14 protein-coding genes and 1 riboswitch are annotated in these 13,960 nt (G+C 67.5%); of the genes, 8 read left to right on the top strand and 6 right to left on the bottom strand.

Annotated features, from left to right (window positions below; all coding sequences use genetic code 11):
• Positions 1-410 precede the first annotated feature (410 nt).
• The 3 genes from AB0L65_RS48385 (at position 411) to AB0L65_RS48375 (ending at position 3,460) form a co-directional block, all read left to right on the top strand.
• Positions 411-926 (top strand): hypothetical protein, encoded by a 516-nt coding sequence (locus AB0L65_RS48385; RefSeq protein WP_364261014.1) that lies wholly within the window; start codon positions 411-413, stop codon positions 924-926.
• A gap of 300 nt (positions 927-1,226) precedes the next feature.
• Positions 1,227-1,371, top strand: a riboswitch (TPP riboswitch).
• Between the two features lie 400 nt (positions 1,372-1,771).
• Positions 1,772-2,494, top strand: coding sequence for a hypothetical protein (locus tag AB0L65_RS48380; protein WP_364261011.1), 723 nt, complete (start codon positions 1,772-1,774; stop codon positions 2,492-2,494).
• Between the two features lie 102 nt (positions 2,495-2,596).
• On the top strand, positions 2,597-3,460 hold the full coding sequence (locus tag AB0L65_RS48375; protein ID WP_364261008.1) for an alpha/beta hydrolase: 864 nt from the start codon (positions 2,597-2,599) through the stop codon (positions 3,458-3,460).
• Positions 3,461-3,745: 285 nt separating this feature from the next.
• Here the strand turns inward: AB0L65_RS48375 and AB0L65_RS48370 are convergent, their stop codons facing one another.
• The 4 genes from AB0L65_RS48370 to AB0L65_RS48355 form a co-directional block, all read right to left on the bottom strand.
• Positions 3,746-4,180, bottom strand: a complete 435-nt coding sequence (locus AB0L65_RS48370; protein WP_364261005.1) for a CBS domain-containing protein — start codon at positions 4,178-4,180, stop codon at positions 3,746-3,748.
• 120 nt (positions 4,181-4,300) lie between these two features.
• On the bottom strand, positions 4,301-4,495 hold the full coding sequence (locus AB0L65_RS48365; RefSeq protein WP_318787210.1) for a DUF1918 domain-containing protein: 195 nt from the start codon (positions 4,493-4,495) through the stop codon (positions 4,301-4,303).
• Between the two features lie 89 nt (positions 4,496-4,584).
• The gene (locus tag AB0L65_RS48360) at positions 4,585-4,986 is read right to left on the bottom strand and encodes an archease (RefSeq protein ID WP_364261001.1); all 402 of its coding nucleotides are present in this window, start codon (positions 4,984-4,986) and stop codon (positions 4,585-4,587) included.
• A 3-nt stretch (positions 4,987-4,989) separates the two neighbouring features.
• Positions 4,990-6,393 (bottom strand): RtcB family protein, encoded by a 1,404-nt coding sequence (locus AB0L65_RS48355; RefSeq protein WP_364260998.1) that lies wholly within the window; start codon positions 6,391-6,393, stop codon positions 4,990-4,992.
• Between the two features lie 600 nt (positions 6,394-6,993).
• Between AB0L65_RS48355 and AB0L65_RS48350 the strand changes: the two genes are divergently transcribed.
• From AB0L65_RS48350 to AB0L65_RS48330, 5 genes are all read left to right on the top strand, one after another.
• Positions 6,994-7,851 (top strand): HAD-IC family P-type ATPase, encoded by an 858-nt coding sequence (locus AB0L65_RS48350; protein ID WP_364260995.1) that lies wholly within the window; start codon positions 6,994-6,996, stop codon positions 7,849-7,851.
• 61 nt (positions 7,852-7,912) lie between these two features.
• A complete protein-coding gene (locus AB0L65_RS48345; protein WP_364260992.1) occupies positions 7,913-8,254 on the top strand; it encodes a hypothetical protein in 342 nt (113 codons plus the stop codon).
• Entirely contained in the window at positions 8,247-8,741 is a 495-nt protein-coding gene (locus AB0L65_RS48340; RefSeq protein ID WP_364260989.1) for a TetR/AcrR family transcriptional regulator, read from the top strand. The genes AB0L65_RS48345 and AB0L65_RS48340 overlap by 8 nt, the downstream gene beginning before the upstream one ends.
• A gap of 416 nt (positions 8,742-9,157) precedes the next feature.
• Positions 9,158-10,366: a lectin gene (locus AB0L65_RS48335; protein WP_364260986.1), complete on the top strand. Its 1,209-nt coding sequence runs from the start codon at positions 9,158-9,160 to the stop codon at positions 10,364-10,366.
• Positions 10,367-10,418: 52 nt separating this feature from the next.
• Positions 10,419-10,976, top strand: a complete 558-nt coding sequence (locus tag AB0L65_RS48330) for a hypothetical protein (RefSeq protein ID WP_364260984.1) — start codon at positions 10,419-10,421, stop codon at positions 10,974-10,976.
• Between the two features lie 197 nt (positions 10,977-11,173).
• On the opposite strand, the gene AB0L65_RS48325 is transcribed toward AB0L65_RS48330, so the two are convergent.
• Both AB0L65_RS48325 and AB0L65_RS48320 read right to left on the bottom strand, forming a co-directional pair.
• On the bottom strand, positions 11,174-12,196 hold the full coding sequence (locus tag AB0L65_RS48325) for a LacI family DNA-binding transcriptional regulator (protein WP_364260981.1): 1,023 nt from the start codon (positions 12,194-12,196) through the stop codon (positions 11,174-11,176).
• 258 nt (positions 12,197-12,454) lie between these two features.
• On the bottom strand, positions 12,455-13,876 hold the full coding sequence (locus AB0L65_RS48320; protein WP_364260978.1) for a non-reducing end alpha-L-arabinofuranosidase family hydrolase: 1,422 nt from the start codon (positions 13,874-13,876) through the stop codon (positions 12,455-12,457).
• Positions 13,877-13,960 lie beyond the last annotated feature (84 nt).

Below are 13,960 nucleotides of genomic sequence, written 5' to 3'. Positions count from 1 at the left end.
CGCTGTCTCACCAGCCAGGTCATACCGCGATGACGATCACCACAGCAACCTGGCGATCTTCAAACAACCTCACGTGCGGAAAACGGGGCTAGCCGTTGAGGACGTCGTACGGGCCCTCTGCCCGAAGCGTGGCAAAACCACGGCAAAGAGCCTCAAGGCTGGCCGTTCATCCGGAGTCGTCCGCCTTCGGTGAGCCGAGGCCAGATCTCCCTTGTGAACAGGAGGTCCAAGGGCCCGCTGAGGTCGGGTCATATGCCCCTGTCGTGAACCGTTGCCTCCGCCGGAGGCTGAAGGATAGGGGGAGGTGCGTGATGAGGCGCGCGAGTCAGTGGGTGATGCTTCGAGTGCGCCGGTACTGGCTGGGACGGAATCCGCTGCGTCGTCGTTCCGATCGGCTGGAAGCGGCAGGTGTGGCCGTCACGTTGATTCTGCTGCTGTTCAGCGTCTGGCCGGCCGTCGTCGTGGGGCGGTCGGTCTATGAGAGAGGCCTGCAGGCCGAGCGAGCCGGCCAGGGCATCCGCCAGTCGGTGACGGCGACTCTGGCCCGGGACGCGCCGTACACCCTTCCTGCCGGAGGTGGCGAGGATGGCGCGGAGCCGGGATCACACGCTCCCGCGCGGTGGATGGCTCCGTCCGGTCACTGGAAGACGGGCGAGGTGGCCGTGCCCGCGGGCACCAGAGCGGGCACGTCGGTAAAGGTGTGGATCGACGGTCGCGGCGAGTTGACCACTTCTCCGACGAGCCACGCGGAAACGCTGACGGGCGCCACGGTCGCGGCCTTCCTGGTCGTCGTGGGATCGGCGGCTGCACTGTCGTTGGCCTTCCGGGCCTTCAGAGGGTTGCTCGACAGAGGGCGGTACGCGGCGTGGGACGCCTCCTGGGCGGAGGCGTGCGCGCGGTGGCGCCGCCGCAAACCTGATGGGTAGCCCGTTACATCTCACACGGCGTACAGCGAGAGCCGAAGATCAGGCCCTTGGCGTACTGGACGAGGGCATGGCTGACCGATCCGAAGAACGCGCTGACGTACGGCGATCCCGCTCGAGATCGGAGAGAACGACGTGGAAGTCCTCTCCAGAAAGCCCAGATCGGCGGGTGCCTTACCGTCCCTGAGGCGTTCCCGGCCGACCCGAGCTTGGGCCGCGGTGCCAGGGCCATTGGTCCTCAAAGAGAAGGACTTTCGTCCCTGGCGAGACGAACCGGACGGCGGGAGGTTAGTTTTAGGCCTGTGAGACGAGCGAGGGAGTCCGACCTGAGAGCCTCGAAGGAGGATCAATGGAAGGGCTGAGAGGTCGGAAAGCCGAAAGACCGACCGGCGACCCCTAGCCACCTGATCCGGACCATACCGGCGAAGGGAGAGCGCCTCACAGGTCTTTGTCGTGTGCAGCCCGGGGAACTCTCACCAGCGGGTCCATCAAGCAAAGCGACGGCCCCCGAACGTGTTCAGTCGGCTCGGACACGTGGCCGTACGACGGCGACCGGGCAGGATGTGTAGCGCAGGACACCGTGGCTGACCGTGCCGAGCATGGCTGAGCGGATCACCCCCTGGAAGTCTCGCACAGCGCCGCGATGGGATTTCCACGGAAGCCCGTCCCCTCCGAGTACTCACATGCGGCTTGAGCTGCGTAGATGGGGTTTACGGCAGGCGCAGAGGGGTAGGTTATGCCGGCCCAAGAGCGGCGGAGAATCATGCTGTATGCCCTCGTAGATCTGCGGCATGCTGATTTTCCCCGGCCGCTGATTAACGAGACGTCGTAATCCATGCGGGGATGGGATGAACGACCTGCTGAATCATGTCCTCACGGCCCACGGTGGTTTGGAGCGCTGGTCGCAGATCGGTGAACTGAGCGTTGATGCGCAATTCCACGGCCCCTTCTGGAAAGTCAGAGGGTTCTCGGATGAGCCTTTTCATGCGAAGCTCACCGCCGAGACGCGTCAGGAGTGGATACGGTTCTCTCCTTGGGCGGCCCCAGACCAGGATATGATCTTCGATCGCAGTGAGGACCGGGTCTCGCTGGTAGCGGAGGACGGCGGCACCCTGGAGAGCCGGACCGGAATCCGCTCCACTTACGGCGGGTACGACCTGACATCGCCGTGGGAGTCCCTTCAGGTGGGCTACTTCCTCGGGTACGCCATGTGGAACTACCTGACCACGCCATTCCTCTTCACATATCCGGGGATGGAGTCGCGCGAGGGGGCGCGGTGGGAGGAGAGCGGTGAGACGTGGCGGCGGCTGCACGTCAAGTACCCCGACAGCATTGCCTCGCACAGTTCGGAGCAGACCTACTACTTCGCTGAAAACGGTATGCTCCGACGCCTCGACTACAACGTGGATGTGAATGTCGGCGTTGCCGTTGCTCAGTACGTCGGCGAACACAAGGATTTTCACGGAATCATGTTCCCGACTCGACGGCGAGTCCATCGGAGGAATCCGGATAATTCCGCTTCGGAGAGTTGGTCGATCGGGATCGAGATTGAAAATGTCACCATGAGCTGAATCACCTGGAAATGGCGATCCGTGGAATCGGTACCAGTCAGATGGCGATCGGCTTGTCAACGTGGCGTCAGGGGTGCGTCGCGTGCTCCTGGAAGGCCTGACATGTCCACACTTTATGCAAATACTCCCATCCAGTATGTTGAGGTCGAAGGCACGCGCCTCGCGTACCGGGAGTTCGGGGACCGCACCGGCGTGCCGCTCGTCCTGTTCAGTCGTTTCGTCGGCAGCATCGATGACTGGGATCCCGTGGTCATCGAGCGACTCGCCGCCCAACGCCACGTCATCGTCTTCGACAACGCGGGCGTCGGATTCTCCGACGGCAAGGTCGGGGCTGATATCGCGGAGATGGCCGGCACGGCGATTCGCCTCATTGAAGAGCTCGGCATCTCCCAGGCGGACCTGCTGGGATTCTTGATGGGTGGCTACATCGCGGAACGCCTGACGCTCACGCGGCCGGACCTCGTGCGCTACCTGATCCTTGTCGGCACGGGCGCAGGCGCCGGCGAAGGAGCGGTGCTCCAGAGCCCCGAGGTCGAGGAGTGGACCAAGATGGCCCGCAGCCCGCAGGAGACGTACGAGGCGATGTGGTTCAGCAGTTCCGAAACCGGCAAGGCCGCCACCGCGAACTACCTGGGGCGCATCTACACGCCTGAGCGACCCGAGCGAGCCGACGTCACCGACGAGGCCGGGGTCGCGCTCCGCAAGGCGGTCAACGACTGGTGGGCCGGCAAGGGCTCGACACTGGGCGAACTGCACAACATCAAGCAGCCCACGCTCATCGTCAGCGGCGTCCGGGACGCGATGGTCCCGACGCCGAACTCGTTCCTGATGGCCCAGAAGATCACCAACGCACAGCTCATCATCTACCCCGACTCGGGCCACGGCTCACTGTTCCAGTACCCGGAAGTCTTCTCGCGGGCGGTGCTCGACTTCATCGCAACCCAGGAAAGCGGCGGCCTTCGCTGACCGCGACCGATCTGCCGGCCGACCGCGCGGCACAGCACGGGCTGCCGGCCATCACAGGCAGGAAGCACGCGACCCTCGTGCCGACCGAGGCCGATTTCGGCCCAGTCACACAAGCACGTCGCCACCTCATCGCCGACCGCCTCGACATCACCGGCGCCCGCTGGGGCCTTGCTGGAGCCGAAGCCATTCTGAAGCTCCGCGCCGGCGTTGCCCTGGGCCTCGGCGACGGCATCGGCCAGTGCACGGCTGGCCGTCCCGCTGGCAGCGGGGTATCAGGCCGGCGTGTCAGTCGAGTGCGTAAACGCGATGAACGAACTCGGCAAGCTTGTTGTCGGGCAGTTCTTTCGCGAGATCGGCCTCGCTGATGATGCCGGCAAGGCGGTGACTTTCGATCACGGGCAGGCGCTTGACGTGGTTCTGCTCCATCTTGAACAGCGCCTCCTCGATGCTGGCATCGGCGTCCACCCATACCAGCCCACGAGCCAGCTCCCCGGCGGTGGTCTCGTCGATGTCCCCGCCGTGTGCGCAGCACTGGACCACGATGTCCCGGTCAGTGATGATGCCCTTGAGCCGGTCGTCGTCCCCGCAGATGGGCAGCGCGCCGACGCTGAGATCGCACATCATCTGCGAGGCGACGCGCAAACTCTCGTGTTCGCCGATGCACTGGACTCCCTCGTGCATCACGTCCCGGGCTTTCACTCCGGTTTCGCCTATATCCATCGCTCGCCTCCCCAACAGGGTACGAAGCGCTCTCATCTGCCCCTACCCGTGCTGGTCCGAGCATGGGCAGGCGGGCCGCCGGAAGATGTAAAAAATCGTTCGACGAACTCTTTGGGTGTCTCATGCGTTCACGTGCTCGACCCTCGCATCGGGTCCTGGGAACACCAGGGTGTCGTGCTCTGAGTCGAACCAGTGCACCATGTAGGGCGGCGAGCCGTCCGTGTGCTCCACCTCGGTGATGACGCCGATCCGGCGCGGATCACTCTCGTGACGGCCCTCGATGACCAGCTTGTCTCCAACGACAGCCTTCATCATGCACCTCCGTTGGTCCTCTCCCCTCAAGGACGCTCTTCCCACATTCGGCATGCCGACTCCGGAGGCAGGACCCGAGCGCCGGCCGGCGGTCACACGTCAAGGGTGACCGTGCACATCCATTGGTCCCCGCGCTGCTCGAAAGCCAGCCGGTGCAGGGTGACCGCCTTGGGAACCGCCCCGGTCTGCGCCATCGTCTCGACCTCCGCCGTCGCCAGCAGCAGCCCGTCCTCCTCCGGCGTGGCGCGGATGGGCACCTGACCGGTGGTGTCCATCCGGTAGATCACCTCATCGAGCGCGGCGACGAGCCGATCTTCCGGGCTGCCCGGCGCGAGGCGCACGCGCTGCTCGGCGCACGCGACCCCACCTGCCATGTCCAGGAAGCTGTCGCCCATGGCGAGGATCGCCTCGGCGATGCACTCCATGACCGTCGGAGCCCAGGCCTGGATGCGGGTGTCGGCCGTGTGCGGCAGCGTACGATGCCCGCGGGTCATCTCTCACCCCTTGACCACGCCCAGCGGCACCAGCCTGGCCACCCTGCGGCACAATCCCGCGCACTCGGCGGTGGTCACCACCTCGTCGACGTCCTTGTACGCGGCCGGGGTCTCCTCGGCCAGGCCGCGCCAGGTGGAGCCACGCACGGCGATGCCGCCGGCCTCGAGCCGGTCGCGCAGTTCACGGCCGCTGATGGAGCGCGCCGCCCGGTGGCGGCTCTGGGTACGGCCCGCGCCGTGGCAGGTGGAATGGAACGCCTCGCCGCCGGAGACGCCGACCAGCACGTACGACGCCGTGCCCATGGTCCCGGGTATCAGCACCGGCTGCCCGACGGCCGCCAGGTCGGCCGCCAGGTCGGCGGGCAGATCTGGATGGCCGGGCGGCAGGGCGAGGGTGGCGCCCTTGCGGTGCACACACAGCAGCCTGCCGTCGTGCTTCTCGATCTTGGCGAGATTGTGCGAGACGTCGTACACCAACTCCAGTTCTGCGCCTGTGACCTCGGCGAACGCGCGCCTCACCGCCTGGCCGAGCAGCTGACGGTTGGCCCGGCCATAGTTGGCGGCAGCGGCCATCGCCCCCAGGTACGCCCGGCCCTCGGGCGAGCCGACCGGCGCGCAGGCGAGCTGCCGATCCGGAACCTTGATGCCATATCGGGGCATGGCCACCTCCATCGCGCGGACGTGGTCGGTGCATATCTGGTGCCCGAGCCCGCGCGATCCGCAGTGGATCATCACGCACACCTGGCCGGCGCGCAGCCCGAAGGCGGCTGCCGCCTTCTCGTCGTAGACCTGGTCGACCGCCTGCACTTCCAGGAAGTGGTTGCCCGAGCCCAGGCTGCCCACCTGACCCTGGCCGCGTTCCATGGCCCGCGTGCTCACGTGAGAGGCATCGGCGTCGGCGACCGCTCCGCGGTCCTCGCAGCGCTCCAGATCGCGGGGGACGCCGTGGCCCTGCTCGACGGCGTAGCGGGCGCCGCCGTACAGGATGTTCTCGAGCCGGGCACGGCCGGGCGACTGCCAGACCGCGTGCCTGCTCGGGCCCCGCGGGATTGTGACGTCGAGGAGATCCATCAGCCGGTCGCGGCGCAGCCCTTCACTGTCCACGTCCGCGGCCAGCAGCCGCACCCCGCAGGAGATGTCGAAGCCGACCCCACCAGGCGAGACGACACCACCCGCTGCCACGTCGGTGGCCGCCACGCCGCCGATCGGGAAGCCGTACCCCCAGTGGAGATCGGGCATCCCGTACGAGGCGCCGACGATCTCCGGCAGGGTAGCCACGTTGATCACCTGCTGGAGTGCCTCGTCTTCAGGCAGCAGTGCGCGGGAGGTGAACACGATTCCGGGCACTCGCATGGCCCCATGCCTGTCGATGCGGAATCGATGGGAGGTCTCCTTGACGAGCTCCATCCGGGCTCCTCATGAGGGTCTCAAGACACAAACCTGTCAGGCCCGCGGAGCGAGTGACTCCCTCGCCCGCCTCGCGGGCAATGTCCATCCTCCCTCCCGCCGGCTGATCCCCTCAGGGGCGAAAGACCTTTAACCCCGGCCCGTTCGGCCCGATCTGGTCGGCGCGGACGGCTCGGTGCGGGCCCCATTGTCGAGGCGGGGCGGCGCCCTGACGCCTCCGCTCCCTCTCGGGCGAGCTGGGGCAGGACCGTTCAGCCTTTGTCTTTGATCGCATAGAGCATGCGTCCCTCTGGCCAGGGCCGGGATGCCGACATCGGTAGAGTCCGCTTTTGCCACCGTGCCACCGGGAAGTGCGGCTGAGGTTCCTGGCGGGATCAGAGCAAGGTGTGTTCTCGATGTGGCCGGCCGTGGCACCACCGCGACGTGAGGGCCGTCAGGTGCTGCCGATGAGGCCGCCTGGCGTGCCCCGGTGCCTGCGCCCAGTGGCTTCTGGCCCGCGCCGCCGAACGCGCCGAGCAACTGGCCAGGGACGGTTATCGAGTCCTGGCGGTCGCGAGCCGCGATCTGCCCGCCGTTCCGGAAACCGCGCCGGAGAGCGGGTTGTCGTTGCTCGGGCTGGTCGCGATTCTGGATCCGCCACGCCCGGCCGCGGCCACCGCGATCATCGCCTGCAAGCAGGCCGGCATCAGGCCGCTCCTCATCACCGGTGATCATCCGGGGACCGCCCGGGCCATCGCCACCGATCTCGGCATCATCAATGCCGGTGATCCCGTCGTGGATCTCCGCGATCCTGGGACGACCGATCATGCGAAGGTCAGCGTGTACGCCCGTGCCACGCCCGGACAGAAGCTCGACATCATCGAGGACCTGCGCGCGCACGGTGAGGCTCTGGCGATGACCGGTGACGGCGTCAACGACGGTCCCGCGCTACGACGCGCCGACATAGGTGTCGCCATGGGCGAACGCGGCACCCAGGTCGCTCGCCAGGCAGCCGACCTCGTACTCGCCGATGACAACCTGGACACCGTCGTCGCGGCCGTCGAGGAGGGCCGCCGCGTCTACGCCAACATCCGCCGCTTCCTGGTCTACGGCCTGTCCGGTGGGGCAGCCGAGATCGCGGTGATGTTGCTGGGACCGTTCGCCGGGCTCGTACTCCCTCTGCTTCCCGCCCAGGTCCTGTGGATCAACCTGCTCACGCACGGGCTGCCCGGCGTGGCCCTCGGCGGCGAACCCGCCATACCGGGAGCCATGGCTGACCCACCGCGGCCGCCCTCGGTTACGCCGCCGTCCGCGTCGACCGGATCCTGCACCCGCCCCGCCCTCAACGGCCCCCCACCCATTGATCACATCACGGTGATCGGCCAGGTGTGCCATGGCCGACGTTCGCTGCTCCTGCTGTCCGGGGCCCAGGATGCTCCGCCGAGATGGCTGACGGCTGCCCGACTCTGGAAAGGCTAACGGTGTTAGCTTATGCTCTTGGTATCAGCTAACACCGTTAGCCGTTGCGAGGGGAGACGTCATGAGCGTTGAGGCCATGCGGGGCCGGGGATGGGGCGCGTGGGTGCGCTGGGCGGGGTGGGTGCTGCTCGCCGGATTCCTCGGAGCGTTCGCCGTGTTCGAGTCGGCGAAGTACGGGCTGCCGACCGCGGCGGCGGCGGTGTCGTTCTTCCTGCTGCCGGATCTGGCCGGCAAGGTCGCGGGCGGGCGGCGCTGGATCGTCGCGGCCGCGAACTCCGGCTGGATTCCGGTCGTGATCCTGGTCGGCTACTCCCTCTCACCGATCGGCTGGCCGCCGCTGTTCACCGCCGGGCTCGGCTGGGCGACGCGGCTCGTAGTCGGACGGGTGGTGCGGCGTGGTTGAGCGCCGCGAGCAGATCGTCGCGGCCGCGTTGGAGCTGCTGGAGGCCGACGGCCGCGAGGCGATGTCCATGCGGAGCATCGCCGAGCGCGTCGGCGTCCGCGCGCCGTCGCTCTACAAGCACTTTCCCGACAAGGCGGCCGTCGAGCTGGAGCTGACCGTGATCGGGCTGACCGAGATGACCGAGGCGCTCGAGGCCGCCGAGCCCGGGCTGCTGCCCTGCGCACGCGCCTACCGGAGCTTCGCATTGGCGCGGCCGCACCTCTACCGGCTGACAACCGCCAATCCGCTGCCGCGGCTGTTGCTGCCCGAAGGACTCGAGGACCGGGCCGCCGGTCCCATCCTGCGCGCCATGCACGGCCGCGCGGATCTGGCCCGCGCGGTGTGGGCGTTCGCGCACGGGATGGTGATGCTCGAACTCGACGGCCGGTTTCCGCCCGGAGCCGACCTGGAACCCGCCTGGACCGCAGGTTGCACGGCCTTCCAATGAGACATCGGGGGAGACGGCCAGACGTAGGCGAATCGGTTCGATTGGGTGGTCGGCACCCACGAGGCCGGTGCGCTGGTGCGTCCTGGTCGTGTCGCACCGCCACTGGATGAACGTTTCATCAGCTCGCCCGCCGTGACAGTGCGACCGCGCCCGGTCAGCTCTGATCGGCCCGCTTCGGCACGCGGCGGAAGAGAGCGGGCCCTTGACGGATCTTCTCGCGTCATGTTTGCTCCGCCACACCACCACCTCAGCAGGCCGGTGTGGAAGGAGTCCCGGATTGACCAAAGTGATGTTAGCGCTAACAAAGCTATCGGGATCCGCCGCCGGCATGCCGAAGGGGACAGCATCCGACCGTGCCCACCCGGCGACCACTCAGCAGGATGCCATGTCGCCGATCCTCACCGAAGGAGGTCCTCGTGTCCGCAACAGGCAGGCCGGAGCGCAAGGGCATGAGCGCAGACGTTGCTACTCGATTCGACCTGCCCCCTGACCGCCGCGAGGGAGTGAGCGTGCGTACGTGGAGACGATGGTGCGCCGCCGCGCTGATGGCCGTGGCCTTGGTGGTGGCGGGTACGGCGATGGGGGCGGGGGCAGCCGACGCGGAGTCCAACGGCGGGGTGCGGGTCATGCCGCTGGGCGACTCGATCACCGAGGGCACGCAGGTGCCGGGTGGGTACCGGATCGGGTTGTGGCAGCGCCTGGCCGCCGGCCGCTACACGGTCGACTTCGTCGGATCGCAGTTCAACGGGCCGGGCAGCCTGGGTGACCACGATCACGAGGGCCATCCCGGGTGGCGGATCGACCAGATCGACGCGAACATCACCGGCTGGCTGCGTACGTACACACCGCGCACGGTGCTGCTGCACATCGGCACCAACGATGTCCTGCAGAACTACAACGTGGCCGGTGCCCCGCAGCGGCTGTCCACGCTGATCGACCACATCACCACGGCCGTGCCCGACGCGGACGTCCTCGTCGCCACCATCATCCCGCTGTCCAACTCCGGCCAGGAGTCCGCCGCCCGCACCTTCAACGCGGCGATCCCCGGCATCGTCCAGAGCAAGGTGAACAGCGGCAAACGTGTCCACCTGGTCGACATGCACAGCAAGTTGACCACCTCCGACCTGATCGACGGCATCCACCCCACCGCCGGCGGCTACGACAAGATGGCCGCCGCCTGGTACGGCGCGCTTCAATCGGTACCGGGCAGCATCGGCCAGCCGGGGAGCGGCACACCTGGTGCGGGCGCGATCAGGGGTGTGGGGTCGGGCAGGTGCCTTGATGTCTCCGGCGCCTCGCAGGTGAACGGCGCGCAGGCGCAGATCTGGGACTGCAACGGTCAGGCCAACCAGCAGTGGACGTCGACCGCGAGCGGTGAGCTGCGGGTCTACGGCGGCAAGTGTCTGGACGTTTACGGCGCCGGCACCGCCGACGGCGCCAACGTCATCATCTGGGACTGCAACGGCCAGACCAACCAGCAGTGGCGCTTCAACTCCGACGGCACCATCACCGCCGTGGGGGCGAACAAGTGCCTCGACGTGCCGAACTACTCCACCGCCAACGGCGTGAAACTCCAGATCTGGTCCTGCGGCGGCGCCGCCAACCAGCGCTGGACCCGCCCCTGACGCATGACATCCCGGAGATCTCCCCCGACACCCCGGTAGGTAGAGGAATCAGATGCGCAGAATCCTTGGCTTAGCAGTGGCGGCGGTACTCGCGGCCGGTTCCGTCGTCGCGATCGGCAGTGAGACGTCGCCGGCCGCCGCGCTGGACAACGGCCTGGCCCGCACGCCCCAGATGGGCTGGAACGACTGGAACAGCTTCGGCTGCAACGTCAACGACTCCCTGATCCGTCAGACGGCTGACGCCATGGTCTCCAGCGGCATGGCGGCGGCAGGCTACACCTACGTCGAGGAGTTCCACCATGATCTGGGTGTCGTCGGTGCCGTCGGTGGCGATCGTCATGCGGTCCGCGCTCAGCCGCAGTGCGGTCGCGGTGCCGGGGAGCGGCCACGGGGGCGGTTCGATGCCCCGGAGCTCGCGGCGGTACCAGTACCAGGACCGCAGCGGGAGGCGGAAGTAGTCGATGAAGCCCATGCGGGCCATGTCGGCCACGATGCTGCCGTGATGCATGCCGCACCAGAGCACGATGCCCGACCGCCAGGGGTGCGGGGTTTCGACGCCGTGGGCGTAGTGCGGGCCGTAGGCGCCGGGGCGGTCCTCGACCGCCTCTGACCACGGTCCACCAGCCGCTGAGTGAGATGGCGGTCGCCGCCACCGAACTGGCGCTGGCCATCGGCCGCGGGGAGTCGGTCCCCCAAGCGGGGCTGGAGATCGCGACAACTCTCACGGTCCGCGAGAGCACAGCACCACCGAGGGACTGAGCTGTTTCGGTGGAGCAGATTCACCAAGGCATCCACGCCGCGCTCGGCTCAGGCGGGCGGGAGCATGGGAGGTCCGGTGCTCTCGCGTACGACGAGTTCGGTGGCCAGCTCGACGCGGCTCTGCGGCAGTTGCTCGCCATGGGCCAACGTCAGCAGCATCGAGGTTGCCGCGGCGGCCATCTCGGTGAGGGGCTGGCGGATGGTGGTCAGCGGTGGAACGGCCCACCGCACTGACGGCATGTCATCGAAGCCGATCACGCTGAGATCATCCGGGATGCGCAGGCCGAGCCGATGGGCCGCGTGGTAGACGCCGATGGCCTGGCCGTCGTTCGTGGCGAAGATCGCGGTTGGCCGGTCGGGCAGGCGCAGCATGCGGTGCGCCTGGGCCAGACCGCCCTCGATGAAGAAGTCCCCCCGGCCGATCAGCTCCGGGTCGACGGGCACGCCGGCCATGTCGAGGGCGGTGCGGTAGCCGTCGAGACGGGCCCGGCTGGACAGCGCGGAGTCGGGCCCCGTGATGATGGCGATACGGCGATGCCCGAGCTCCAGGAGGTGGTGGGTGGCCGTGAGCCCGCCGTTCCAGTTGCCGGCGCCGACCGATGGGATGTTCCGCGCGGGAGTGTCGGCCGGATCCAGCAGGACCAGCGGGATCTCGCGGCGGGCGAGTTGTTCGTGCTGGGTCTCGGTCAGGCCGGAGAACACCGCGATCACGCCGCTCGGGCGGCGCCGCAGCACGCTTTCTAGCCAGACGTCTCCGGCGGTGTGGTCACGGTGCAGGTCCGATATCCCCACCATGAGGTCGTGCTGACGGGCGACCTCCGCCACGCCTTTGGTGATCTCGACGGGATAGTCGCCCTCCAGAGCGTGGAAGACGAGCTCCACCAGGGCCGTAGGCATGGAGCGGCGGCGCTGGCGGCGATAGCCGTGCCGGCGGATGAGCTCCTCCACGGCGGCGCGGGTTTCGGATGACACCTCGGAACGGCCGTTCACGACCTTGGAGACCGTCGCGGTGGAAACTCCGGCCAGCTCGGCGAGCTGAGCGAGGGTGAGAGGAGACGACTCCGTGGGCATGGCGGCAGTTTAGTCACGGAGCGCGGGGAGACGGGCAGTGCCGTCCGTGCACGGCAGGCTGGTGTCGGTGTCGGTGTCGGTGTCGGTGTCGGTGTCGCTGGTCGCGCCGTACGCCGCCCGCTCCTGCCGTTGACGGAGGGGCGGCCCGGATCGCCGGGCCGCCCCGAAACGGTGTTCCGAGCCGGAGGACCGTCTCGCGGAAGGGCGCGAGCAGGCGGTCCTGTCACGCCGGCTCCGAGCCGGACCCGTGTCACACCATCAGCGCTGCAGTGTCAGCAGACCGGGCCGGTAGGGCAGGAGGCCGTAGTCGCCGCCGGAGTTGGGGTTGCGTCCTTGGTAGAGCAGCTGCAGGTTGCAGGGATCGACGGTCATGGTCTGGTCGGCGCCGGCGCGGACCAGCTCGCCGTGGCTGATGTCGTTGGTCCAGGTGGCGCCGCTGTTGGCCTTGCCGGCGAAGGGGTTGCTCTCGGTCGCGGCCTGCGGTGTCCACGAGCCGCCCAGGCTGGTGGCGGTGAACGAGCGGAAATAGCGACCCTGCGAGCCGATCGCCTCGACGAGCATGAGGTATTTGTTCTGGCCCTGGAGCTTGTAGACCTGAACGGCTTCGAACAGGTTGTTCGTCGAGTCGCTCATGACGACCGTCGAGGTCGCGCCGAAACTGCCCGGGAAGTTTCCGATGGGCATACTGGCCCGGTAGATCTTGCCGTTGTCCCCGGCGAAGAACAGGTACATGTTCGTGCTGTCACCGATGAGGGTCTGGTCGATGGGGCCGGTTCCGGAGCCGGAGATGCTTCCGGAGAAGAGCACCTGCTGCGATGACCAGCCGTTCGGATTGGTGGGGTCGCTGGAGGTCCTGTAAGAGAAGGCGGTCCCGCCCCACTGGTAGGCGAGCACCCAGATGTTCTTCGGGGCGAAGTAGAAGAGCGTGGGCGCGACAGTGGAGGAGGACATCGTGTTCTGGCTGGCCGAGGCCATGTCGGACCAGTTGGTGAAGAGGCCGAAGCTCATCGAACCCCACTTCATCCCCGTGTCATGTGTCGTGGCGTAGACGAGGTGCCTGCCGTTGTAGGGGGCGACGGTGAAGTCCTTGAGCGAGACCCACCCTGACTTCGGGGTCGCCAGCGGGCCGGTCGAGGTCCAGCGGTACGTCGATGGAAGATCGCACTGACCGGGGTTGCCGCCGCCGTCCACCCGGACGAGCTGCCACTGCTGGTTGTTGCCGCCCCAGTCGTCGTACTGGACGATGTTGGCGCCGTCGGCGGTGGAGGCGCCCTGGACCTCCAGGGCCTTGCTGCTGTGGCGCGAGATGAACCTCACGTAGCCGTCGGAGCTGTCGGCCAGTCGCCACTGCTGGTTGGTGCCGTTGCCGTCGGCCCATTGCACGATCGCGCCGCCGTTGGCGGTGGAGAGGTTGTAGACGTCGAGCACCTTGCCGGAGTGGCGGGACTCGATGCGGTAGTAGCCGCTGCCGGAGTCGACGAACTGCCATTGCTGCTGGTTCTGGTTGTTCCTGGTCCACTGGGTGATGCGGCCGCCGTCGGCGGTCGAGAGGTTGTAGACGTCCAGGGCCTTGCCGCTGTTGCGGTTGACCAGGACGTACCAGGCGTTGGTGTCGACGGTGGCCGCGTTGGCGGACTGAGTCTGAAGGGCGACGAACAGGCTCGCCAGTAAGGTGACCACCGTCGCGAGAACGGATAGAGATCTTAATTTCATGATGTGCTCCGATTTATCCGACTTGGGCGAGTTGCCATTCCTGGTTGGTGC

Source organism: Nonomuraea sp. NPDC052116 (assembly GCF_040680035.1).
GTDB lineage: Bacteria > Actinomycetota > Actinomycetes > Streptosporangiales > Streptosporangiaceae > Nonomuraea > Nonomuraea angiospora_A.
The sequence above is the reverse complement of the archived record's forward strand: the minus strand, read 5'-3'. Positions and strand labels throughout refer to the sequence as shown.